Source organism: Candidatus Palauibacter sp., assembly GCF_965208055.1.
In the GTDB taxonomy this organism is placed as follows: Bacteria; Gemmatimonadota; Gemmatimonadetes; order Palauibacterales; family Palauibacteraceae; genus Palauibacter.
Genome location: NZ_CBDBNY010000004.1, coordinates 799,268 through 822,487 on the forward strand (window position 1 = coordinate 799,268; position 23,220 = coordinate 822,487).

24 protein-coding genes and 1 tRNA gene are annotated in these 23,220 nt (G+C 68.5%); 4 read left to right on the forward strand and 21 right to left on the reverse strand.

Features of this window, described 5'->3' with window-relative positions; translation table 11 throughout:
* Positions 1-30: 30 nt before the first annotated feature.
* A tRNA-Pro gene (locus ACOGXI_RS03760) sits at positions 31-104 on the forward strand.
* Positions 105-213: 109 nt separating this feature from the next.
* Here the strand turns inward: ACOGXI_RS03760 and ACOGXI_RS03765 are convergent.
* From ACOGXI_RS03765 to ACOGXI_RS03860, 20 genes are all read right to left on the reverse strand, one after another.
* Entirely contained in the window at positions 214-861 is a 648-nt protein-coding gene (locus tag ACOGXI_RS03765) for a non-canonical purine NTP pyrophosphatase (protein WP_419937549.1), read from the reverse strand.
* Positions 858-1,820 (reverse strand): hypothetical protein, encoded by a 963-nt coding sequence (locus tag ACOGXI_RS03770; protein ID WP_419937550.1) that lies wholly within the window; start codon positions 1,818-1,820, stop codon positions 858-860. Before ACOGXI_RS03770 ends, ACOGXI_RS03765 begins: the two co-directional genes overlap by 4 nt.
* Positions 1,821-1,824: 4 nt before the next feature.
* The gene (locus ACOGXI_RS03775; RefSeq protein WP_419937551.1) at positions 1,825-2,067 is read right to left on the reverse strand and encodes a hypothetical protein; all 243 of its coding nucleotides are present in this window, start codon (positions 2,065-2,067) and stop codon (positions 1,825-1,827) included.
* 5 nt (positions 2,068-2,072) lie between these two features.
* On the reverse strand, positions 2,073-2,996 hold the full coding sequence (cyoE, locus tag ACOGXI_RS03780) for a heme o synthase (RefSeq protein WP_419937552.1): 924 nt from the start codon (positions 2,994-2,996) through the stop codon (positions 2,073-2,075).
* 13 nt (positions 2,997-3,009) lie between these two features.
* Positions 3,010-3,315: a cytochrome C oxidase subunit IV family protein gene (locus tag ACOGXI_RS03785; RefSeq protein WP_419937553.1), complete on the reverse strand. Its 306-nt coding sequence runs from the start codon at positions 3,313-3,315 to the stop codon at positions 3,010-3,012.
* A 42-nt stretch (positions 3,316-3,357) separates the two neighbouring features.
* Complete coding sequence (locus tag ACOGXI_RS03790; protein WP_419937554.1) at positions 3,358-3,972, reverse strand: cytochrome c oxidase subunit 3; 615 nt, start codon at positions 3,970-3,972, stop codon at positions 3,358-3,360.
* Between the two features lie 23 nt (positions 3,973-3,995).
* Positions 3,996-5,762: a cytochrome c oxidase subunit I gene (locus ACOGXI_RS03795; protein WP_419937555.1), complete on the reverse strand. Its 1,767-nt coding sequence runs from the start codon at positions 5,760-5,762 to the stop codon at positions 3,996-3,998.
* A gap of 38 nt (positions 5,763-5,800) precedes the next feature.
* The gene (gene coxB / locus ACOGXI_RS03800; RefSeq protein ID WP_419937556.1) at positions 5,801-6,472 is read right to left on the reverse strand and encodes a cytochrome c oxidase subunit II; all 672 of its coding nucleotides are present in this window, start codon (positions 6,470-6,472) and stop codon (positions 5,801-5,803) included.
* Between the two features lie 90 nt (positions 6,473-6,562).
* Positions 6,563-7,423 (reverse strand): carboxypeptidase regulatory-like domain-containing protein, encoded by an 861-nt coding sequence (locus ACOGXI_RS03805; RefSeq protein ID WP_419937557.1) that lies wholly within the window; start codon positions 7,421-7,423, stop codon positions 6,563-6,565.
* 76 nt (positions 7,424-7,499) lie between these two features.
* Positions 7,500-9,059: a c-type cytochrome gene (locus ACOGXI_RS03810; RefSeq protein ID WP_419937558.1), complete on the reverse strand. Its 1,560-nt coding sequence runs from the start codon at positions 9,057-9,059 to the stop codon at positions 7,500-7,502.
* Entirely contained in the window at positions 9,056-9,853 is a 798-nt protein-coding gene (locus ACOGXI_RS03815) for a c-type cytochrome (protein ID WP_419937559.1), read from the reverse strand. The genes ACOGXI_RS03810 and ACOGXI_RS03815 overlap by 4 nt, the downstream gene beginning before the upstream one ends.
* The gene (locus tag ACOGXI_RS03820) at positions 9,850-10,686 is read right to left on the reverse strand and encodes a hypothetical protein (protein WP_419937560.1); all 837 of its coding nucleotides are present in this window, start codon (positions 10,684-10,686) and stop codon (positions 9,850-9,852) included. The genes ACOGXI_RS03815 and ACOGXI_RS03820 overlap by 4 nt, the downstream gene beginning before the upstream one ends.
* Positions 10,687-12,444, reverse strand: a complete 1,758-nt coding sequence (locus ACOGXI_RS03825) for a cytochrome ubiquinol oxidase subunit I (protein ID WP_419937561.1) — start codon at positions 12,442-12,444, stop codon at positions 10,687-10,689. It lies immediately after the preceding gene.
* Positions 12,441-13,853, reverse strand: coding sequence for a radical SAM protein (locus tag ACOGXI_RS03830; protein WP_419937562.1), 1,413 nt, complete (start codon positions 13,851-13,853; stop codon positions 12,441-12,443). The genes ACOGXI_RS03825 and ACOGXI_RS03830 overlap by 4 nt, the downstream gene beginning before the upstream one ends.
* On the reverse strand, positions 13,850-16,111 hold the full coding sequence (locus ACOGXI_RS03835) for a universal stress protein (protein WP_419937563.1): 2,262 nt from the start codon (positions 16,109-16,111) through the stop codon (positions 13,850-13,852). Before ACOGXI_RS03835 ends, ACOGXI_RS03830 begins: the two co-directional genes overlap by 4 nt.
* 227 nt (positions 16,112-16,338) lie before the next feature.
* Positions 16,339-17,043, reverse strand: coding sequence for an ABC transporter permease (locus ACOGXI_RS03840; RefSeq protein ID WP_419937564.1), 705 nt, complete (start codon positions 17,041-17,043; stop codon positions 16,339-16,341).
* Positions 17,040-18,038: an ATP-binding cassette domain-containing protein gene (locus ACOGXI_RS03845; RefSeq protein WP_419937565.1), complete on the reverse strand. Its 999-nt coding sequence runs from the start codon at positions 18,036-18,038 to the stop codon at positions 17,040-17,042. Before ACOGXI_RS03845 ends, ACOGXI_RS03840 begins: the two co-directional genes overlap by 4 nt.
* A complete protein-coding gene (locus tag ACOGXI_RS03850) occupies positions 18,035-18,322 on the reverse strand; it encodes a ferredoxin (protein ID WP_419937566.1) in 288 nt (95 codons plus the stop codon). The genes ACOGXI_RS03845 and ACOGXI_RS03850 overlap by 4 nt, the downstream gene beginning before the upstream one ends.
* A gap of 3 nt (positions 18,323-18,325) precedes the next feature.
* A complete protein-coding gene (locus tag ACOGXI_RS03855) occupies positions 18,326-18,781 on the reverse strand; it encodes a PCP reductase family protein (RefSeq protein WP_419937567.1) in 456 nt (151 codons plus the stop codon).
* On the reverse strand, positions 18,778-19,674 hold the full coding sequence (locus tag ACOGXI_RS03860; protein ID WP_419937568.1) for a P-loop NTPase: 897 nt from the start codon (positions 19,672-19,674) through the stop codon (positions 18,778-18,780). The genes ACOGXI_RS03855 and ACOGXI_RS03860 overlap by 4 nt, the downstream gene beginning before the upstream one ends.
* Positions 19,675-19,797: 123 nt before the next feature.
* Between ACOGXI_RS03860 and ACOGXI_RS03865 the strand changes: the two genes are divergently transcribed.
* On the forward strand, positions 19,798-20,004 hold the full coding sequence (locus ACOGXI_RS03865; protein WP_419937569.1) for a hypothetical protein: 207 nt from the start codon (positions 19,798-19,800) through the stop codon (positions 20,002-20,004).
* 4 nt (positions 20,005-20,008) lie between these two features.
* A complete protein-coding gene (locus ACOGXI_RS03870) occupies positions 20,009-20,659 on the forward strand; it encodes an HmuY family protein (protein ID WP_419937570.1) in 651 nt (216 codons plus the stop codon).
* Positions 20,660-20,774: 115 nt separating this feature from the next.
* Here ACOGXI_RS03870 and ACOGXI_RS03875 read toward each other — a convergent pair whose 3' ends face one another.
* A complete protein-coding gene (locus tag ACOGXI_RS03875; RefSeq protein WP_419937571.1) occupies positions 20,775-22,547 on the reverse strand; it encodes an alkaline phosphatase D family protein in 1,773 nt (590 codons plus the stop codon).
* A 432-nt stretch (positions 22,548-22,979) separates the two neighbouring features.
* Here ACOGXI_RS03875 and ACOGXI_RS03880 point away from each other — a divergent pair, with 432 nt between their 5' ends.
* Entirely contained in the window at positions 22,980-23,213 is a 234-nt protein-coding gene (locus tag ACOGXI_RS03880) for a hypothetical protein (RefSeq protein WP_419937572.1), read from the forward strand.
* Positions 23,214-23,220: the final 7 nt, after the last annotated feature.

Below are 23,220 nucleotides of genomic sequence, written 5' to 3' on the forward strand. Positions count from 1 at the left end.
ACCTCCCGGACGGCCCATCTTTCGGGACTTCGGGGCGTGGCGCAGTCCGGTAGCGCACCTGCTTTGGGAGCAGGGGGTCGCCGGTTCAAATCCGGCCGCCCCGATTGAACGTACGCGTTCTCAAGGTCACCATTCGCGGATGATGGACTGCACGATCTGCGCGTGGGGAACGTCGCGGAGAAAAGGCGGCTCCGCCAGACTCGGCCTGCCCGCTCACGGCGCGCTGCCCCGGCTCCGCAGGACTTCCCTTTCGATCCATCCCCTGGCCCGCCGGACCGCCTTCGCTCGATGGCTCGTCGCCGTCTTCACCGCGGCCGGCAGCTCCGCGTACGTGCGGTCGTGGCCCTCCGGCACGAAGAGCGGGTCGTAGCCGAAGCCTCCCGCGCCGCCCGGCCGGCGCGCGATTCGGCCGCGCACGATGCCCTCCACCACTTCGTGGCGCAGATCGTCCGTGAGCGCGACCGCGCAGCGGTAGTGGGCCCCGCGGCGGTCCTCCCCGACGCTTTCCAGTTGCTCGAGCAGCCAGCGATTGTTCGCTTCGTCCCGCCCCCGGCGCGCGACCAGCTCCGGCGGAGCGAAGCGCCGGCTCCTAACGCCCGGGCCGCCCCCGAGGGCGTCCACGCAGAGGCCGGAATCATCCGCGAGCACGGGTAGGCCGGACCGGCGGTGAAAGTACTTCGCCTTCGACAGGGCGTTGCGCGCGAAGGTATCGAAGGGTTCGAGGTCTTCCTCTTCCTCGTGCTCCGGAAGACCGAGATCCTCCGGGCCCAGCAGCCGGACCGGAAGGTCGGCGAGAAGGCCGCGGATTTCGCGGAGTTTGTGGGCGCTGCGCGTGGCGACGAGCACCGGAGGCGGGCTCAATCCGCCCAAAGACTCTCCGCCGCGAGACTTTCCGCGAACTCCGGGTAGACCTTCCACAGGTATCCGCCCATGACGAGCGCCGCGAGGATGTTGCCGACGAGAATCGACCACCAGGCGAGTTCCTCGAGAATCCAGCCGCCCAGCATCGCGACCATGGCGACGAAGAAGACCTCGAAGACGATGAACAGCACGATGATGCCGAGGGCAAGCGGCGGGAACCTGGACACCTGTCTCGCGAGGCCGGAGACCGCGACGCCGAACAACACGAAGAACGCGAAGTGGGCGAGCGTGTAACCGAGGATCGGCGCGAAGGAGATCTCGACCGCGGCCGGCGTGGGGGCGCCGCGGAAGAGCACCGTGGCCAGCGCCGCCGGCGTATAGAGGGGTTGCCGGAGCATGGTGTCGATGATGAGGAACCAGAGTGCGACGACGAGGGCGCCGAGGAGCCCCGCGTAGATGCCGTGCCGCGTCACCCGGTGCGTCTGGAGGAAATTCATCATCCCCACGATGCCGGGTTCGGAACTCACCCAGTGCATGTGGGTGAACATCACGACCCCGGCGAGCGCGTTCCCGAAGAAGACGGCGGGCCATCCCGGCGCGGACATCACGAGTCCGGACGGCGCCCGGATGAGGCCGATGTAGAACGCGAGCGAGCACACGAAGAGCCCGTACAGCGCGCCGATGAACACGTTTCGGGGGAGGCCCGCCCACTGGACGAGCGCCGCGGCCAGCATCCCGAGTCCGGCCCAGACGGTAAAGTGGATGAAAGTGAAGCCCACGATAATCCCGGTCGTGGCCTCGACCTCGGCGCGGCTGATGATCGCCCCCCAGAGGAAGGCGGGAGTCTGGAGCGGGGTCCCCTGCCCGAGGTCGTAGAAGTAGAAGAGCACGGCGAGGACGAAACCGCCCAGCAGCCCTCCGACGAGCCCGGCCCGGATCCTGCGCCTCAGCGTCAGCATGGCGTCAGCACGCGGAGTCCGCGTCGGCCGCGCGGGCCGCCTCCCATTCGCGCTGCTCTTCCAGGGCTCTCTCGACCTCCTGCTGGCGCTGCCGGCGGCGCGCCCGGAAGATCCCGCCTCCGATCACGACCAGAAGCAGGTAGGGCATCGCCGCCATGAAGACGAACATCAGGACGTATCCCGCCTGTTCGTCCGGCGTATGCTGCATCTGCGGGGCCGCCGCGAGGGCGGCGAAAGTGTTCAGCACGGCTGCTACAGCTTGTCGAGGACGAGGACCGCCATGAGCAATGGAAGATACAGGATCGAGGCCCGGAACAAACCTCGGGCGCTCGCCGGCGTCGCGGAGCGGGCAAACCGGAACGCGGTCCACAGGAAGAAAGCCCCGAGGGCGAGGGCGACCGCGAAGTAGACGACGCCCGTGAGGCCGAGGACGCTCGGCAGCAGGCTCACCGGAATGAGGGTCAGCGCGTAGAGCAGCGCCTGGTGACGCGTCTGCCGACCCTCGAAGTCACCGACGGAGAGCATGCGCAGCCCCGCCGCCCGGTAGTCGTCGCGGAGCAGCCACGCCAAGGCGAGAAAGTGCGGCAACTGCCAGAGGAAGAGGATCGCGAACAGAGCCCAGCCGCCGGGCGCGAGCTGCCCGGTCGCGGCGGTCCAGCCGCCGAGGATCGGCAGCGCGCCGGGCACCGCCCCCACGACGGTGGAAAGCGAATGCACCCGCTTGAGCGGCGTGTAGACGAAGTCGTAGGAGATGAAGGTGGCGAGCGCGAGGCCCGCGGTGATCGGATTGACCGCGATCCACAGCCACGCGATCCCCGCCGCGGCCAGGATCCCGGAGACGACGGCCGCCGGGAGCGTCGCGATCCGGCCGGCAGGCAGGGGACGCGCGCGCGTTCGGCCCATGAGCGCGTCCACATCCCGCTCCAGCACCTGGTTCATCGCACTCGTCCCGGAGGCGACGAGCGCCACGCCGGCCATGGCGTGCGCGAACAGAATGAAATCGAAGCTGGCCGCGCCGAGGAGGAAGCCGGCCGCCGCGGTCGCGACGACGAGCGCCGTGATGCGCGGCTTCGTGAGCTCGAGGTACGACGGAAGCGTCCCGCGAATCGAGTGGACCCGTCTCGAGATCCCGCCGAGCGGCATCCCGCGGGCCTTCAGCAGACTTCCGGCTTCCACGGCGGCGTCGGCGCTACACGTACTCCATCATGATCGCGATGATCATGATGGCCACCGCCGGCAGCGGCGCCAGCGCCACGAGCCGCAGGCGGTTGGGTTCGAACTTCAGGTGCATGTAGTAGAGCGCGACCAGCAGCGCCTTCCAGACGGCCATGACGAGCAGCGACACCACGATCATCCACTTCGGTATCGCCAGGAACGCGACGAACACCTCCGCGACCGTGAGGATGAACAGGTACAGCCAGATGAGCATGTACTTCGGATGCTCGTGCGCATGGTCGTCCGCGGCGCTCGCCGCGTGTCCTCCGGCTTCACTCATTCGTTCGCTCCGTAGCTCTCGGCGCCCACCGCCCCGGCGCGGCTAGATCAGGTATACGATCGTGAACAGGATGATCCACACGAGGTCGACGAAGTGCCAGTAGAGGCCGAGCACTTCGATCCCGTGCGTGTTGTCCGCCCCCCAGTGCCCCTTGTAGGCGCGGATCGTGGCCCACGCGAGGCAGATCACGCCGAGCAGGACGTGGAAACCGTGGAAGCCCGTCATCGTGAAGAAGGTGGCTCCGTACAGTCCCGCGGCGGGCGTGAACCCGTGGCTGCCTTCCCAGGAGGCGTGCAGCACGAGTTCCGTGTACTCGTACACCTGCACGCCGAGGAAGGTGGCCCCGAGGAGGGTCGTCGACAGGAGCCAGGTCCTGATTCCCTTCTGATCCCCCGCCTGCGCGGCCGCGAACGCCTTCACCATCGTCACGGAACTGCAGATGAGGAGGAAGGTATTGAACGCGGTCACCGGAACGTTCAATACGTCGCCGGGTTCCGCCCACGTGTCGGCGGCCCCGAACCGGAGCACGACGTACGAGCCGATGAGGCCCGCGAAGAACATCACCTCCGAGCACAGAAACACCCACATGCCCACCTTCTGGGTGTAGACATCGAGTCCTCTCTCGGGGACCCGGCCTGCGGTCGCGGCGTGTGCCATCTCGTCAGTTCCCTTCTATGCGATTAGTGGCTGCCGGCGGCCGGGCTCACGACATCCGGCCGTTCGTTCTGCGCCAGCCAGTCCTTGTCCTCCACATCCGGGTGGCTGTACTCGTGCGGACCGTGGTAGACGACCGGGATCTCCTCCCAGTTGCCGTGCTGGGGCGGCGAGGGCGTCTGCCACTCCAGCGTCGTCGCGTTCCACGGGTTCGCCTCGGCCTTCCTGCCCTTCTTCAGGCTCCAGAAGAAGTTGAACGCGAACAGGAAGCCGGACGCGAAGAGGATGAACGCGGACCACGAGATGAGCGCGTTCGTGTCCTCGATACCCTGCAGGTGCGCGTAGCCGCTGGAGTCGTAGATGCGCCGCATCATCCCCACCATCCCCACGCCGTGCATCGGGAAGAAGACCAGGTTGAAGAAGACGAAGGTGAGCCAGAAATGGATCTTGCCCATCGTCTCGTTCATCATCCGGCCGAACATCTTCGGGTACCAGAAGTAGATCGCCCCGAAGAGCGCGAACAGGCTTCCTCCGAAGAGCACATAGTGGATGTGCGCCACGATGAAGTACGTATCGTGGATGTAGATATCGACCGGCGTGGAGGCCATGAAGACCCCCGACAGGCCCCCGATCGCGAACATCGCCACGAACCCGATCGCGAACAGCATCGCGGTGTGCAACTGGAGGTTCCCGCGCCACATGGTGCCCATCCAGTTGAACGTCTTGATCGCCGAAGGCACGGCGATGAAGAGCGTCGACACCGTGAAGGTGAGCCCCAGCATCGGATTCATCCCGCTCTGGAACATGTGGTGGCCCCACACGATGAAGCCGAGAAAGGCGATCGAGACGAGCGCCAGCACCATGGCCTTGTACCCGAACACCGGCTTCCGCGAGCCCACGGAGAGGATCTCGGACGTGAAGCCCATGGCCGGGAGGATGAGGATGTAGACCTCCGGATGGCCGAAGAACCAGAACAGGTGCTGCCACAGGAGCGGCTGTCCGCCCCCCTCGGGGAGGAAGAAGCTCGTTCCGATCGTCTGGTCGAAGATCAGCATGATCCCCGCGGCCGAGAGCACCGGCATGGCGAGGAGTGCGAGGATGGCCGTGATGAACAGCGACCATATCGTGAGCGGCATGCGCATCCAGGTCATTCCGGGCGCGCGCATGTTGATCGTCGTCGTGATGTAGTTCACCGAGCCCAGGATCGAGGAAAGCCCGATGAAGACGAGCGCCGCCAGCCACATGATCTGGCCCAGTCCGACCCCGGTGAGGTCGGGACGGGCGCTGAGCGGCGCGTAGAGCGTCCAGCCCGCCCCCGCGGCGCCTCCCACGACGAAGAAACTGGCCAGCGTGAGGATGCCGGCGGGCACCATCGCCCAGAAGGAGAGCATGTTCAGCCGCGGGAACGCCATGTCGTGCGTCCCGAGCTGCAGCGGGATGAGGTAGTTCGCCCACACGCCCACGAGCATCGGCATGATGGCGAGGAACACCATCACCGAGCCGTGCATCGTGACAAGGGCGTTGTAGAACTCCGGCAGGATGTACCCGCTCGCCACCATCGACTCCGGGAAGATCCCGCCCAGTGGCAGCTCGCCCCGCGCCGGCCACGCGATCTGGTATCGCATGAGCATCGCGAGCAGTCCCCCGATCATCAGGAAGAAGAGCGTGTAGATCAGGAACTGGATCGCGATGACCTTGTGGTCGGTCGAGAAGATGTACTTGCGCAGGAACGACTGCTCGTGCTCCTCGTGCAGGATCGCCTGCCCGGTCGCCTCCGCTACGATCGTCGCCATATCAGCCTTTCTCGATCACTGGTCGATCACTGGGTCGATCACTGGGCGGTCGGCGACGCCTGGCTGGCCTGCCAGGCGTCGAAGTCCGCCGCGCTGTGCACGGTTACGCTCGCCATCATGTAGTAGTGGCCCAGGCCACACAGCTCGGCGCACGCGATCTCGAAGTCCCCGGTCTGGGTCGCGTCGAACCACACCGGGATGGTCATGCCCGGCACCGCGTCCTGCTTCACGCGGAGTTCGGGGATGAAGAAGGAGTGAATCACGTCCTCGGACTCGAGCAGGATCGTGATGTCCTCGTTCACGGGGAAGTGGAACTGGTTACGGACGGTGAAGTCGTCCCCCGTCCCCAGCGTCTCGTCGACTCCGGGGTAGGTGATGTTCCACTCGAACTGCTTGCCCACGACGAGGAACTCGAGCGCGTCCTCCGGCCGGTTGGAACTCCCCTTGATGTCGTCCCAGACCATGGCCGAGTAGGCGCCGAGGACCGCGATGATGATGGCCGGGATCACCGTCCAGATGATCTCGACCTTGTTGGATCCATGCGTGTAGTGCGCCCTCGCGCCCTCGCGCCCGCGGTACTTGATGCAGAACCAGAGGATGCCGCCCTCCACGAGGACGAAGGCAATCCCGGTGATGACGAGGATGATCCAGAACAGCTGGTCGATCACGATGCCGAATGTCGAGTAGTTCGGGGGCAGCGCCCAATCCACGAGCTATCTCCTTCCAGGTGACCCTTCGGATGAATGGGAACGCGAGCGGGACCGGGCGGCCGTTCCGGCCACCGGGCCCCACCCCTGGAATTACTGGGTGCGCTCCACCCGGATGCGGTTCGTTCCGTGCTCGATGACGAGGGCGTCGGCCATGGGGACGTCGGCGCCCATCATCTCGCCGTTGTAGTCGAACGAGGCCGCGGCCGTGCCGCCCGCCGTGACGGTCACGCTCGCCGTCATCGTGCCGAACTCCTCGTGCCACGCCGTCATCGTGTAGTCGCCGGCCGGGACGTTGGCGATCGAGTAGCTTCCGTCGGCGCCCGTCACCGCAAAGTACGGGTGGTCGACGACGCCGATGTACGCCTGCATCCAGCCGTGCACATCGCAGCGCACCGGCACCATCACCTCTGACACCGCGAAGCGCTGCGTGCTCGTGATCCCCGCCCGGGGCTGGCTGATGTTGAAGCCGCGGTTCTCGGTCGGGGTGGCGTTGATGTTGTGGAGCAGGTTGTCGCTGTTCGTAATCTCGATGTCCTGTCCGCTCTGTACGCCGAGCACGTGCGGCGTGTAGCGGCAGTTCACCTGGTCGAGCATCGCGGCGCCCGACGAGGCCGGGGCGCCGGAGACGCCTTCGCTCAGGTAGACGAACACGTTGGCGAGGCCGCCATCGGACACGAGGACGTTCTGAGGCATGGGCCCGTCCGCCCCGTAGCCGGCGGCGCAATCCGCCTCGGCCGACATGTCGATGGCCTCCATCGTCGGGACCATTCCGCCGAAGTTGGCCGTGCCCGAGATCGTACCCACCGTGGACGGATCCACCGCGGCGGCGGCCGGCGCCGCTTCGCCCGCGTCGTCCGCCGCACCTTCGGACGATCCGCCGCCGCCGCCACAAGCGGCCATCGCTGCGACGGCCAGCAGGGCGGCCGAGCGGTTCCAGAAATGCGATCGCATTGACTTACCTCCGTACGAGAAGCTGTTGCGCTATCGGCTGTTGAGAGCCCTTCCCCACCTCTTCGTCATCGCTTCGTCAATCCCTCCGACGGTCCTGGGCCCGGCGCACGAGAACGAGACCGAAGGCCCCCGTCAAGAGCATCGCCAGCAGGGGCGTCACGACGACCGTGCTGGATGCCGGAGGTTCGAGGAGAATGTAGTACCATGTGCTCACGGAACTGCGCTTCCCGACCTCGGCGCTGGATCCGTCCCAGGCCTGGAAGGCGATGGGCGTCGGAGTGCCCTCGGCGAAGTCGAGGCCATCGCTTTCGACCTCGATCGGACGGCGGACATAGAGCGTCCAGCGTCCCTCCTCCCACCTCGCTTCTCCCGTGACCGGGTCCTCCGTGAGCGGTTCGACGGAGTCCAGGCCCCGGCCGCGCGCCGCGCCGACACCCGCCTCCGAATTCCACGTCCAGAGATAGACCGGCTCGCGGGTGTCCCCCATGAGGAAATACGGCCGATCGGCGCCCTCCGGCATTTCGAAGGGGAACTGGAGGAGCACCGCGTCGGGGGGTCTCACGGTCGGCGCGCCGGCGCTGTCGAGGACGATGGGGTCCGCGCCGTCGAGGTCCAGCGCGGCCGTGATTTTCTCCTGCCACTCGTCCCAGTTCGGGTCCGGACTCATCGATGGGTCGTTCCACTGTACGCGCAGCGCGACATCGCTTCCGTCGTGAAGCCCCTGAACCCAGAGCCCGTCGACGGTCGGCGCGAAATTGCGCGGCGTCTGGACGATCTGGCCCGACATCGGGAAGTAGAATGCCTCGACGCCCGCCCAGGCCTCTTCGCCGCCATCGGCCGGGAGTCCGCCCTCGGCGCGCCCCACGCGGACCACGTCCCGCAGCGGCGGCATCTCGCGCGGTCCGAATGAGGCGAGGTAGTGCGCCAGCTGCCACACCTCGTCCGGAGAGACGACGCCGGAGTTCATGGCGTCGATCGCCGACGGCATCGGAGTGCCGTCCAGCCCGGTCAGCATCCTCGTGTGCATGTCCTCGACGCTGCTGCCGCCGTTCAGAACCCACGCTTCCGTGAGGTCCGCCGCGCGAATGGGCAGTCCCCGCCAGTCCTCGAGCGTCGGCGCCGAGGTCCCGTCGCCCCGACCGGACAGGCCGTGGCATTCCTCGCACAGCATCGTGAGATAGGCCGCCGCCCCCGCCTCGATCGCCGCGGCGCCCCCGCCGGGGTCGGATCCGAAGTCCAGCGGCTCGGGCGCCGGGCCCTGGCCGAAGAATCTCGAGAAGCTCTTCAGGTAGACGATGACGTCGTCGATCTCCCGGTCCGTGAGATTGGGCCAGCCCGGCATCGTCGTGCCGGGGAGCCCGTTCTCGATCGCGAACCGGATGTCCGCGTCCGTCGGGAGCTGTCCGCTCCCGGTGGTGCGGACCTGGTAGAGGGCCTGCGTGAAATCGCGCGGCCGCGGCAGCATCGAAGCGGCGGCCGAGCCATCCCCCTGCCCGGTTTCGCCGTGACATTCCGCGCACCAGCGATCGTACACGACCTTGCCCGCGGCGGCCGCCTCTTCCTGCCCCGCCAGCGCCGGCGAAGTGCCCGCGAACAGGGCGAGCAGCACGATTCCCGTCCGGCGCGTCGCCCTCATTCGTGCCCCCCTTCCCCTTCTTCTTCCCACGTGCGCGGGCTGAACCCCGTCTGGTCGTAGAGATAGAGGATCACCGCCCAGATCTCGTCCTGCTCGAGGATCGACTCCCAGGCCGGCATGGCCGAATCCCACGGCGTCCCCTCGCGCGGGAGGCCGGGACCGCCCTTGACGATGCGCCAGAACACGTAGCTCTCCGTGAGCTGCGGCAGGTTGCCCGAACTCGTGAAATCGGCGGGAACCGGGTTGAAGGCCTGCGCGTAGTGGCCCTGGCCGTCGAGCAGGTCGCCGTGGCAGGGCACGCAGTTGCGGACGTAGACCCGCCTCCCGACCGCCATGTGCTCCTCCATGGAGCCCTCTTCGCGAAGCGGGTTCTCGAGTCCGGTCAGTTCGATCGACTCGCCGCGGAAGGTGAGCTGGTTCGGCGGCGCGGGGTGTACGGCGCGCAACGTGGCCGGCGCGGCGTAGCTCGGCTTCACCCGTTCGTAGGCGAGCCAGCCGATGAGGACCGGGATCGCCACCATCAGAATCCCGCGCAGCGTCCGCCGGTCGGGCTGCACCATCGTGGCCTGGATGGGTTCGCGGAAGCGCTGCCAGCGTTCTTCGTCCGCGCTCATGTAGAGGAGGATGCCGACGAGGACGATGAGCATGTACTCCACGATGACGGAACTCGGGACCGGCGCGCTCGCCACGCCGACCACCGGGAGCACGTATCCGATCACGTACTCGAACGCGACATATGACGCGACGACCACGATCACGCCCTGCCAGAACGGATGGGACAGGTAACGCTTCATCGGCTACCTCCCGCGCTGTCGGCCGGCGATTCCGCCGGATCGTTCGGAGCCTCCGCGCCGGATCCCGCGCCTCCGACGAAGAAGTTCACGAGGACATCCAGTTCCACCGGAGACATGAGATCCCCGAAGATCGTCGGCATCGTGCCGGCGAAGGCGGAGTACTCCTCGTTGATCGTCGCCATCGGATCCACGATCCCTTCGAGGACGACGGCGGGATCCTGTCCCCGCAACTCCTCGAAGGGCGGGGCGACCATGCCGCCCTCCCCGCCGAGCTGGTGGCAGGCGAGACAGCCCTGCGCCGTGATCAGGGCGACCGCGTCGACCTGGCTCGGGTCGGTGACGGCGGCGGGTGGCGGAGCGGACTCGGCCGCATCATCGGCGGCCAGCGCCGCGGCGAAGTCATCCGCGTTCACAGTGATCTCGCCACCCTGCGACTCCAGGAAGGCGACGAGCGTCCACAACTCGGCCTGCGACGAAGTGATGCTCTGATCGATCATGATGGGCTCGAAGCCCTCCACGATGTAGGCCGTCGGGCTGGTGAGAGACTCCCACAGGTAGTCCTTGCAGCTCTGCCCGGGTACGCGCGTGGCGCACACGCTGCCCGCCACCCCGACGAGATCCGGGGCGCGAGTGCCGAGGCCATGGCACGCCGTGCAACCGCCCGCCCCCGCGTAGATCTCCTCGCCGATCGCCGCGAGCTCCTCGGGCGGCATGTCCGCGCTGAGCACGACCTCCCTGGGCACTGCCGACTGTACCTGCGGGATCACGTTCGCCACGAAGGTGAACACCGCCAGCGTCGCCACGACCGTGAACAGGATCTTCAGGTTCGTCATCTATTTCCCGCCTCCCGCCTCGGTTTCCTGATAGACGGAACGTTCGGCCAGGCCGCCGAGCCAGAAGATGAACCCGACGAGCGCGAAGAAGATGAGCACGCAGATGCTGATGATCGTCGCCGCCGGACCCAGCGCCGGGGTGAAGGCCTGCTCGCTCGTGTCGCGGATCACTTCGTAGACGTGCCAGTGCTGCCGGATCCCGCTGCGGGCGAAGCCCATCAGCCCCATGAGCCACGTAAACGTGACGGCGAGGATGAGGAGCGCGTACTGCGACCGATCCGGCATCCTGCCCCACCGGATCTCGCCCCGCGACTTGGCGCCCCGCAGCATCACCATGTCGATCCCGATGACGAACAGGATCGTCGCCAGGACCGCGAGCACCTGGTAGACGGAGAAGCCGATCCGCACGATCGCCGTCACGAAGTAGCCGTACACCCCGTAAAAGACGACGACGACGGCGGAGAGCACGAAGGCCGCCCCCTGCAGCATCGTCCCCGCCCGGACCCACGGTACCACGGGATCCTTGTTCGCCCTCCGGTACATGAGGAAGGAGAGGAACGTCGTCAGGATCATCAGGTTGACGGCGGTATTCTTCGCGCTCATCACGCCGAGCACCTGCAGGAAGGGGTGCCGGATTCCTCCCATGGCCGCGATCTCGTCGCGGTCGGCGATCATCGTGTTGGGCGTGGCCCACACGATGACTCCCAGGACCAGCACGAGCAGCATCCACTTGATGTAGGGCTGGAATCGTTCCGCGCCCGGGATCCGTCCCATCCCGATCCACAGGTAGTAGTTGCCCGCGAGGAAGAGGATGCCGATGAGGAAGGCCTGGATGATCCAGAGCCAGCTCATGAAGCCGCCCATCATCGTGATGCCCATCTGCTGGCTGAACTCGTAGATCTCGCGGCCGAGCCAGTAGCCGGCGAAGGGGAGGACGATGAGGGCGCCGATCGCGATCAGGTTGCCGGTGTAGCCCATCCAGTCGTAATGGGCGCGTTCCTCGTCGGTCTTGCTCGTGAGGAAGCGGTACGCGGCGTAGGCGCCGACAATTGCCCCGCCGAACACCACGTTCGCGAGCAGCCGGTGGATGTTGATCGGCATCCAGGTCGCGTTGTTGATCGCGCTCCACAGCTGAACGGTCTGGGGCGCCGTGTCCGCCGTGAGTCCCTCGGGCGGGCTCATCATGTAGGTGAGCCACCCGTTCGCGATGAACATGACGATCGTGCCCCAGATGTTGAGCATGATCCCCAGGCACCAGTGGGCCTTCTTCGCGGCGCCCTTCTTCCACGCGTCCCACCCGTAGTAGTAGAGGTAGAGCGTGAACGACTCAAGGAAGAAGAGGCCCGCGTACACCCACATCGACGGGGCGAAGATCGCCGTCAGGTACGCCCAGAAACGCGGGTAGAGGGTCGAGAGGAAGAAGACGAGGATCGCACCCCAGATCGCGGTCGCGCTGTACGCCACGAGCAGGAGGCGGGTAAATTCCTTCGCGAGCTTGTCGTACTTCTCGTCCCCCCCGAACATCCCGATCGCCTCGATGACGACGGCGAACATGGGCACGCCGAGTACGAAGGCCGCGAACAGCAGGTGGAGCTGGGCCGCGATCCAGACCGCGCCGCGGCGGTCGAGCCCGAGGAAGTTGAACTCACCGTAGTCGGGCCCCGGCGCCTGCGCGAGGAGCGGCAGCGCGACCGCCAGCGCGAGAGCGGCCAGCAGTACGCCGCGGGTCACGACACCACGGGTCATCCAGCGCTTCATCGCTTTTCTCCCCGCCCCGCGCTCCGCCGGTTCCGGGCGAAGAAGGGCATCCGTTTCGAAAAGTCCACCGGCATGGCCCGGCGGACCTCGGTCATCACCTCGAGCGTCACTTCGGTGTCCCCGCGCTCGCGCGCGAACTTTTCCACCCGCTGCGCCACCACGCCGCGCACGAAGCTGGGGATGGCGTTGAGCCGTGCGTCGGCTTCCCGGCGCCACGGGAGCTTCCGTTCTGCCGCCGAGCCGTACGTGACCGGCTGGCGCGGCTCGATCGCCTGCGCGATGCCGGGGGCCGGCTCGTAGGCGCAGGAAGGATCGGGACCGAGCAGGTCTCCGTCCACCGCATAGGCGCGGGCGCGACAGCCGCCGCACAGCGCCCGATACTCGCAGCGTCCGCACTTCCCGCCCGGTTCGCCGTCCCGCAGCAGGCGGAAGACGGTCGCCTCGCGCCAGATCTCGCCGAATGAGGCATCGGAGAGATCGCCGGCCACCTCCGGCATGTACGGGCACGGCGTCACCTTGCCCTCGGGCGTGATCCGGCAGTACTGGACGCCGCAGGGGCAGCGCGTCCGGTAGTTGAGGAGCGGCGACTCCGGATCCCGTTCGTACACGTGCCGCATGAGTTGCGGTTGGCACTTGGAGCGGATCATGAGCCGGCCCCGGTATTCGCGCTGGAGTTCGGCGAGCCGGGTCACGATCTCGTCGTTCTCCTCGGGCTCGAGGCCGCGCATTCCCGCTCCCCTCCCCGTCTCGACGAGAAAATAGACGTTGAGGCAGACGGCGCCCTTCGCGTCCGCCCAGGCCGCGATGGCATCGAGTTCGTCCCGGTTCCCGCGCGTCACGCTGAACTGGATGAGGAAGTCGAGCCGATGCTCCCGGAGGCGGTCGACCGCGGCGAGCGTGTCTTCGAGAGCGCCCTCTCCGTGCCGGAAGCGGTCGTGATAGCGCGGGTTGAGGGAATCCACGCTGAGCGCCACGCCCTGCACCCCGGCCGCCTTCAACGAGGTGATGCGCTCGTCCGTGAGACCGGTGCCGTTCGTGCCGACCGTCACCGTCGCGCCGCGCTCGGAGGCGTAGGCCGCGATCTCCTCGAGATCGGAGCGCACCAGCGGCTCTCCTCCGCTGAGGATGAGAAGCGGCGACGAACTCACTTCGAGGATCTGATCGATCACGCGGAAACAGGCCGCGGTATCGAGTTCGTTCGCGGCCGCGTGCCAGGACCCCGCCGAAATGTAGCAGTGGGCGCAGGCGAGGTTGCAGCGGCGCGTCAGGTTCCAGGCGACGACGTGAGGGATGGCGACATCGGGGTCGGCGCCCGGAGACGCGGCGGCGGGGGCGCCGTCCAGGAGCGACCCGGGCACGGCGGGGGTCCGGTGCGCGACAGCTCCCGCGGCCAGCGGGGCCCCGGTCACTTCGCGCGCGATCCCTGCTCCGAAGCGGGACCCGCTTTCGCCCCTGCTTCCTCCGCATCCCCCTGCTCCGCTCCCGACTCGTCTCCCAGTTCCGTGCGCGCGAACTTCTCGACGGCGGCGCGGGCGTCGTCGGGCGAGACCATCTTGAAGTCGACGGGACAGTCCTCCGCCTGTTGTTCGATGTCGCGGATCGGACAGCGCGTCACGCCGGAGGCCTTCGCTTCCTCGATGAAACGCTTCATCTCCTCGCTCATCCCGTCGACGCCGGCGGCCTCGGCCCGTGCCTGCTTCGCCTTCAACTCGTTGAACATCACGAGCATCGTGTCGAGGTCGAACTCGTCGGCCGCGATCATCGCGTCCTTGTTCTCGTCCATCACGAGCGTGGTCACGCGCCACATGCCCTGGTCGCGGGCAAAGCGCTCCACCGTATTCCGGGCGAGGGGGCGCGCGATGAGCGGCACGCGGCCCAAGCGGTCGAATGCCTCGTGCGTCCAGATGATCGGGTCGGCGGCCGTGCGGTCGCGAGGGATCTGGTTGTCCGTCACCGGGCACTTCGCCATCACGGGGAGCGGGGCCTCGAAGACGTCGGCGTCGCTCGTCTCCACGACGGTCCGCTTCATCGCCTCGTCCGCCTTCACCTCGGCGAGCGCGAGTTCCTCCGCATCGCCGATGCCCATCACGAGCTGCATGTGGGTCGGGAGAAGCTTCTTGATCGCCTCGTCGAGACGTTCGTTCGTCACGACGGGCAACTGGTCACGGTTCCAGAGTTCCGCCTTCTCGCCGTTCTCGCGCCCGTTGCCGGCCTGTCCGACCTCGGCGATCGAGGGGGCGGCGCCGGTCTCGAGCGCTTCGCGCGCCACCTGCGCCGTGCCGTTGGTGGCGGTCTCGGGCGCCCGGTACTTCTTCTCGTCCTTCGGGTTCGGCACGAAGGCGGCCGCGTAACGGCTGCCGGGCCCGTAGTGTTCGAGGACGAACTCCTCGACGGCCTTGCGCGCGATGCCGAGCGCGAACGGCGGCACGCGCAGGATCCTCACCTCCGCCTCGGGCGCCCACTCGAGCCCGGCCTCCCCGTCCTCTTCGATCCAGGGGATCTCCTCCGGCCGCACGTGCTCGGTCCCGATGAGGAGCACGTTCGCGTCGGAGAGGTGGACGAGGTTGTCGGCCTGCGACCCCAGATCGGTGCCCTCGATGCGGTGCGAGCCGTGGCGGGCCACAACGATGAGGGAGGGATCGATCTCTTCGGCCCACTTGAGGAGGGCGTCGAACGGCTTCCCGATGAGGACCTGCGTCTCGATTTCGACTTCGGGATATTCGCTCGCCATCACCTCCGCCCGCTTGATGTTCGCCTTGCAGAGGCGGAGGAGGCCCTTGTCGATGATGTTGTTATGGAGTTCTTCCTGTTCCTCGAACTTGAACACCTTCGAGGCCTGGACCGACAGCACGTCCTTGATGTTGTGGAAGACGACGTGGTGGTACTGCACGTCGAACGCGCTCGCGATGTAGACTTTGGCCCCGTATTCGCGGGCCATGTCGAGCGCGATGCGCAGCCCCTTGTAGGCGTAGGCGGAGCCGTCCACGCCCACGAGCCACTTGCCGCCTTCGAGCGTCCGGTCGTTGCGGATGATGAGCGCGTCCTTCTCGATCCCGCGCAACGCACGCGCGACCACGCCGCCGAGTCGGCTCCGCTCCTGCCGCCCGAGCCCGTGGGCGCCGATCGTCACGAGGTCGTAATCGCGCCCGGAGGTGCCCGCGAGCTTGTCCTCCTGTTCCTCATCCTCGGCCACCAGTCGGCCGCCCTCGCCCAGCTTGACGTCCGTGCGCTGCTTCTCGCTGCCGTCGTAGTTGTGGGCGATGTTGGGATCGAAGCCGATGAGGCTCGGGAGACGTCCGCCGCCGCGGTTCGCCTCGTTGATGATCTCCTCGTAGTTGATGCCCTCGAGGAGCTGCCGCGTGACGGTCACGCCGGACTCCGCGCAGCGGCGATGGAGCTGATCCAGGAAGCTGTCGGAGATGAGCTGGAGCCCCTTCTCGATCAGCTTGTCGTGGATCTTGCGCTGCCTGCGGATCTCGGCCGGTTCCTGGAACTGGGCCGGAAGCCCGATCTCGAGCTGGCGGAACCGGATGTCGTGGAGGCGGGCGGCGTAGACGTGGGAGCCGGTGATGCGACCCCCGAAGCGAGCGCAGAGTTCGATGGCGCGGTCGACGGCCCAATCCGACTCGCGCGAGTTATCGACCGGGACAAATACCTCTCGATACATGGCGCTCCGTTGGACGGCGTGCTGCGGCCGGTTTACGCTGCTCGCCCCAGCCTCGCCCGGGTGCGAAGCCCGGATGTACGCAGTCCGCGAAGATCGGCCACGGACGAGGAATTCGGCGACGCTGGTCCAAGGTTGTCGAGGCTTCCGAAAGGTCCGGGGCCCCGCTTATGCGCCAAGAAGTTGCGGCTGCCCACTGGGAAAGTCAAACGCCCTCCGGGGACACGACGCTAGGTCCGCGGCCAACGGAGGCGACGGCTCCAATCCGCGGCGAAAATCGCGGCCCCGAAGGTGAAGCCGGCCGCGACGAGAAGGCTGCGGAGCCAGACGGAAGCGTCCATGGGAATCCCGCTTGCGCCTGCCGAGAGGGCGGACTGAAGCGGGGTGTACGGATTCCACTCGGCGACGAAGGAGGTCCAGCCCGGAGCCGGGGTCCGGAAGAACCCGGCGAAGTGCAGGAGGAGGAGGGAGAGCGCCGCCGAGGCGAGGGCCGCTTCAGCGAGCGAGCGCACCGCGGCCGCCACGAGCGGGCCGAGCAGGTTCGTGAACCACAGCGTGGCGAGGACGGACAGGAGGACGACGGATCCCGCCCCGAGACCATCGGCCGACCACAGGAGGATGAGGACCGCCGGCGCGAGTTGGAGCGCGTCGATCGTCATGCCCGCGAGGGTGCGCTCGAGGAGCCAGCGGGGCGCGGAGTAACCGGCGCGGAGGATCTCATCGAGCCAGCCGTCGCGGGCGTCGCGCACGGCGGGGATGGCCGAGCCGAAGGCTCCGAAGAAGACGATGAAAACGCCGAACACGGCGACCCGGTGCGGCGCCGCGGCCGCGCTGAGGGCAACGGGCGTCAGGAGGAGGAGCGGGACCGCCACGTTCCACAGGAACAACCGCCGCCGCCGGAGGGCGGAGCGCCACGCCAGGCGCCAGATCGTCACCGGACGCCCTCTTCCAGCCGCCGGCCCGTCAACGTCGCGAAGGCGTCCGCGAGATCGGGTTCCCGGACGTCGACGGAGGCGACGGCGGCGCCGCCGCGCAGAACCCAGGCCAGCGTCCCGGGAAGGGCCCGGCTCGGGTCCTCGACTTCGACGATCGCCGCGCCCTCGTCCCAGGTCGACGTCCGCACACCCTCCGGGGCGGGGCCGAGGGCGGCCGGATCGGGATTCCGCCCCCCGGCGAACCGGATCTCCACGCGGGGACGGGCGCCGACGCGCTCCAGCAGCCGGGCCGGGGTGTCCACAATCGCGCAGCGTCCGTCGACGATGAACGCGATGCGGTCGCACTGCGCCGCGACGAAGGCGGGATCATGGGCGGAAAGCACGGCCGTCCGCCCGGCGGCGCGGTGGTCGGCGAGCGCTTCGGCAAAGGCCGCCCGGCCGCCGGGGTCGAGCCCGGCCAACGGCTCGTCGAGGAGGAGGAGCGGGGCCGCTGTTGCGAACGCCGTCGCGAGGGCGAGCCGCCGCCGCATGCCGCTCGAGTAGGCGCCGGCGGGGCGGTCCGCGTCGGTCTCGAGCCCGAAGCGCGAGAGCCAGGCGTCCGCCGTGGCGCGCGCCTCCCCGGGCCGAGCGCCGTGGAGTTCGAGCAGGACGGCCGCATTCTCGCGCCCGCTGAGCCAGGTGCGGAAAGCGGGCTGGTCGGGGGCGAGCCAGCGCCGGCCGGCATCGTCGACTCGCGGGTCCCGGCGGATTCCCGGGACATCGTCGCCGCCCAGGAGGCGCAGGAACGTGGATTTTCCCGATCCGTTCGGGCCGAGGAGCGCGAGGCGTTCCCCCTCCCGGACGTCGAGCGAGAGGTCCCTGAGGGCGGGACTACCATCGGGATAGTCGTAGGCGAGCGCCTCCGCGGCCACGAGCGCCCCGGCCGCCCCCGGGCCGGGAGGCGTTGCGCCCTCGGCGGAGTCCGCCGGCTCCGGAGGGGATCGGCCGCGCGTCACGGGACGATCTCGACTCCGTCCTCCCAGACGGTGATCGCATCGACCGGACAGGACGCGCATGCCTCCACGAAGCGGCTCCTCGATGCGTGTTCGGGCGTGGTGAACACGGCGACGCCATCCTCATCGAGGTCGAACGCCTCGGGGCCCTCTTCGATGCAGTCCCCGAATCCCACGCACAGGTCGCGGTCGATGACGGCGCGCAGGCCGTGCACCTCCCGCTCGATCAGGGGATCGGGCGCGTCCGCCGCCGCGCCGCCGCCCGCGTCGTCTCCGTTCCCGGCCACGAACTACATCCCCTCCAGACCGAGATCCGACCGCGCGCGGTCCATGATCTCCGGCGTCATCTCCTCGATTCCCCGCTCCTTCGCGTACTCGTTGTAGATCTTCTTCACCATTCCGCGGACGAACGAGGGGACGTGGCCGAGGCGCTCGACCGCGTCCACGTTCCAGCGCACCGGCCCCGCCTGCGTATCGGACGGCGTCTCGGGGGCCGGCGCGAACGCGTCCTCGCGCCCCGCCGTCACGCCGGTGCGGATGCCCTCGAAGTTCGCGTCGGGCACGGTCCGGCCGCCGACCTTGACCCCCAGCGAGCTCACGAGTTGCGTCTCCATGGGGTTCGCCAGCATGGCCGTCCGGCGGCCGCAGGAGGGACAGGTGAAGACGGCGGCGAGCGTGCCATCGCCGGGCACGGCCCGTTCCTCGAACGCCATCTGCCGGTCGCAGTCGACGCAGAGGAACTTCACCCGCCATCTCCCGCCGGGAGGGCGCGGAGCGCGTCGGCCACGCGCTCGACGGCGGCCGCCGCCGGACCGGCCTCGGCCCACCACGCATCGAGCCGGCCCGCGTCGGCCGCGGCCCCGAGCCGCCGGTCGAAGGGGACGCGGGCGAGCAGCGGCGCCTCGAAGCGGCGGGCGAGATCCTCACCGGCGTTCCCGGCGTGCAGGGGAGAGACGGCCCCGCAGTCGTCGCAGTGTACGCCGGACATGTTCTCGACGATGCCCGGGAGGCGCAGGCCGCGCGCCCGCGCCAGATCGAGCGAGCGGGCGACGGAGTCCCGCGAGGCCGGGCTCGGAATCGTCACCGCGACGGCGCCCGCGAGCTCCGGGACGAGCCCGTGCAGCTCGGCGAGGCGCTGGGCGCCCGGCGGCAGGTCGACGAGGAGCACGTCGAGCGTCCCCCAGGCCACGTCGGAGATGAATTCGCGCAGCGCCCCCCTCTCCTGGGCGCCCCGCCACACGAAACCCGCGTCCGCCGGCTCTCGCCAGTCGAGGGCGCGGCCGGGCTCGAGGAGGAGGGCCATCGACATCAGCCGCACGCCCGCCGGGGAGACGGGGGGCTGCAGGCCGTCCGACCCCTCGGCGAGGCTTCCCGGCTCGACGCCGAGCAGGCGCGCGGCGCTGGGCCCGTTCAGGTCCGCGTCGATGAGGCCCACCCGGTCGCCGCGCCGCGCGAGCGCCGTCGCGAGGAGGGCCGCGATCAGGCTCTTCCCCACCCCGCCCTTGCCGCTCATGATGCCGACCACGCTTCCGACCGCCGCGAGCCTGGCCCGAACGCGCCCGTCCTGCGCCGCGATCTGGTCCGGCAGGCCGGACGGGATCTCGTCCACGTCGTGGTATGTGCGGATTCCGGGCGTCATCGGGGTGCGGGCTCCCGCAGGGTGAAGTTTCGGCGCGTGTCCCGTCATGGTACGATGAGCGGCAGTCCGTGGCGAAGCGGCCGCGGGCCACCGGGCCGCACCGACCGCGAAACGGACGACCGCATGTCGATCATCAGCTTTCACCGCTTCCTCATCGCCACCGCCATCGCGTTCTGCGCCGTGTTCGCCGCGTGGGAGTTCCGCATCTTCACCGCCGGCGGCGGCCTCGGAGCCCTCGCCATCGGCGTGCTGTTCGCGCTCGCGGCGGCCGGCCTGGCCTACTATCTGGCGAACCTGGCCCGGTTCCTGAACTCCGAGTCGCCTCGGTAGCAAGGTGCCCGGGGAAGATCGGAAGAAGACGGACGCGGCGGCCCGCAGACCGCTCGGCCTGTACCTCGGCGGCGGCGCGTTCGTCCTCGTCCTCGCCGCCGTCGTCGCGGGCTCGCTCTCCCGGCCCGACCCGCTGAGCTTCGTCCCCACGCCCGTCGCGCCGCGGCCGGCGGCGGACCGTTTCGTCGTGGACACGGTGACGGTGGATGCGCGGGACGGGTCCGAGTGGGTCTACTTCGACTTCGACAAGCGGAGCGCGGTAGAGGGGCCGCTGGCGGGCTGGGACCTCGCGCTGAACCGCTACCACATCATCGTGAACGGCGGCCCTGGATACCCCGGCGCGGGCGGCGCGATCGCGATCCCCGAACCGTGGCCGGCCGTGACCGAGGCGCCCGCCTCGGGCTACGCGACGACCGAGGGGGCGCTGGACGAGGGCCCGGCGACGCCCGGGCTGGAGCGCTGGTACCGCTACGGGTTCTTCTCCCACCTCCTGGAGCCGAAGGATGAGACGTACGTCATCCGCACGGCGGAGGGCCGCTACGCCAAACTCAGGATCCTGAGCTACTACTGCCCCCAGGCGACCCCCGGCTGCGTGACCCTCGTCTACGGCTACCGGGGCGACGGAACCCGTGCACTCCATGCCGACGAACCCTGACATCGGGGAGATCGCTCGACAGGGCGTCGCTTGATGGCGGTTCGTCCGGACGAGGCGTTTGGCTGTGGGGCCGGCGCATGGTCCCGCCTCAAGGCGGCGTACGACCTCGACGGCGTTAGAACAGTCTGATCTTGGCGACGGAGTGGCTGAGGGGCACGGCTTGCCTGCCCCGCTCCGGGGTCGGCTCCTCTACGATCTGCTTGCCGTACAGCTTGAACCATGCCTCGCCCGCGTCGGGATCCACCTCTACGAGAGCGTAGGAGGTGCCGGTGTAGAGGGCGAGCCGGCTGAACGCGTATCCCTCCGGGGTCTCCCCGTCGTCGGCCGCTCCGAACCGCAGCGCCCAGCCCAGCGCGCGGGGCACGTGGTAGGTCACGGCGCTCGAGGTCAGTTGCCAGACGCGGTGTCCGTCATCGTCGGCGATGTCGAAGACGGCCGACACGTGCACGTCGCCGCTCAGAATGCAGGGCCGCACGCCGCGTCGCGCCGCCCGAAACAGCACCTCCATGAGCGCGGCCCGCTCCTCGTCGTGCAGGCTGTGCTCCCACGAGTCGCGCAGGTCGTCTCCGAGTCCCGCCTCGCGGAGCGGGAACCTGAGGTCCGCGTTGGCCAGGGCCGACCTCGCGTGCAGCACGGGCACGGCCGAAACCACGAACATGAACGGGGTCTCCTCCGGATCGAGCGCCTCCGCCCACGCCTCGAAGCGGCGAAACTGGGCCTCGCCCAGGATGCGGAAACCGTCGCGCTCGATGTCGCGGTGGCCGCGGCCGTCCAGCACGTAGAAGGCCGCGCCGCCCCGGGTGAACGAGTAGTCCCACACGCCGGCATCGGTCGGGGGGTTGTGGCTGTGCTGGTACTCCCGGTACACATCGCACGCCGCGCGGAACATGCGGCGAACCAGGCGCCGCCCGTCGTCGCGGGTCAGCCCCTTTTCCTCGAGGTCCGGGAGAACGCGCGCCAGGCCGTCGTCCGGGCCATCGTCGGCGAGATAGTGCGACCCCCAGCCGTCGCCGATCTCGTGGTCGTCCCAGATCATGTAGGTCGGGTAGGCGTCGAAGACCCGGCGCACGCCCTCGAAGCCCCAGTATCCCCGGTGGATGTCGCGGTACCAGCTCCGCATGGACCGCTCGTCGGGCAGCAGCTCGCCCCCCTCCCGGCGCATGCCGCGGTTCAGCATCTTCCAGATGTCCAGCGTCGCCACCCCGTCGCTGTAGCACTGGTCGCCGCCGGCGATCACCACGTCGACGCTGTCGCGGTGCCGGCCGAGCGTCGCGCCGAGGAAGTCCCACGCATCGATGTCGCCCACATCGGTCCGCTTCCGGAACAGCCCGCTCACGCGGTACGGCATGTGGCAGGAGAAGAGCGCGATCTGGAACCGGCGCCGTTCATCTTCCCGCGGCGGGGTGCGAAAGCTGCGCAGGCGGTTGTGTCCCAGGATCACCTTGCCGCCGTCGCCGGCCGAGTGCAGCGCGTAGCCGTAGCGCGTGTCCGGCCGCAGATCGCCGATGTCCAGCACGCGCGTGGTGTCGTCGGCGTACCCGGCCACCTCGAAGGGAAGGGTGTGCGCTGCGTTCAGGATGTCGCCGGTCTCCTCCGCCGACACCGGCACCCTGCCGAGCGCGGCCCGAAGCTCCGCCCGCACGGAAGAAGACTCCATCGCCTCGCCGCAATCGTAGAGCAGCAGCGTGAAGCGTCCCGGACCGCCCGTGCGCAGCCACAGCCGCACCGAATCGGGTGTCGCGTGCCCGACGATCGCTCCCACGCGCAGACGGGCGTTCGGCCACGGCCGGTCCGACTTGAAGACCAGCGAGTCCGGTCCGTGCGCCGCTCCGCCGTCGGCCTGCGGGTCGCCGCCGTTCTCCCGCGGAGGTCCGTCTGCATCCGGCATTTTCGTCGCCTTTGTCGTATGGTGATGGTGGACGGGAAACGGTCCGTTTCGTCGACATCGAGACCACCAGCCCGATCAGGGCCCCCGTTGAGAACGGCACGATAGGGAGCCGGGCACACGGCCACAATCGGGACGGTGGGGTTGATCGAATAGGGAAAGGCCGTCAGCGGACCGGCGGACAATTGCCCCCTAGGATTGGGGGAAGCGTCGGCGCATTTTTTGTAATAATTTCATCGTCAACCATCGAAAGGAAGTCCCGGAGGGTCAGACATGTCGAGTTTCGATCCAATCCCCGCTCGCCCTCAACGAACCCGCGTCCGCTGGCGAGACGCGAGCCGCGCCATTCTCGCGGCAGTAGGCCTTGTCTCCTGCGTGTCGTGCGCAACGGGGCGCGCCGGGGAGCGCCCGGACGGCATTCGAGGGCCGTGCGAGGTGTCCGCCGAGCGGACCCATCTGGAGGAGGCCTCCGCAACCCGCCGGATCCTCAACAACGAAGACGTCATGGACATGGTCGCGAAGGGGATTGAGGAAGACGCGATGATCGACCTCATCACCGAGTGCGAGGTGAATTTCGACGTGTCCGCGGAGGAGTTGCTCTCCTTGAGCCGCGGCGGCGCGAGCGAAGCGATCATTCGGGCAATGGTGGCCGCCATGCGTAAAGGCTGAACTCGTG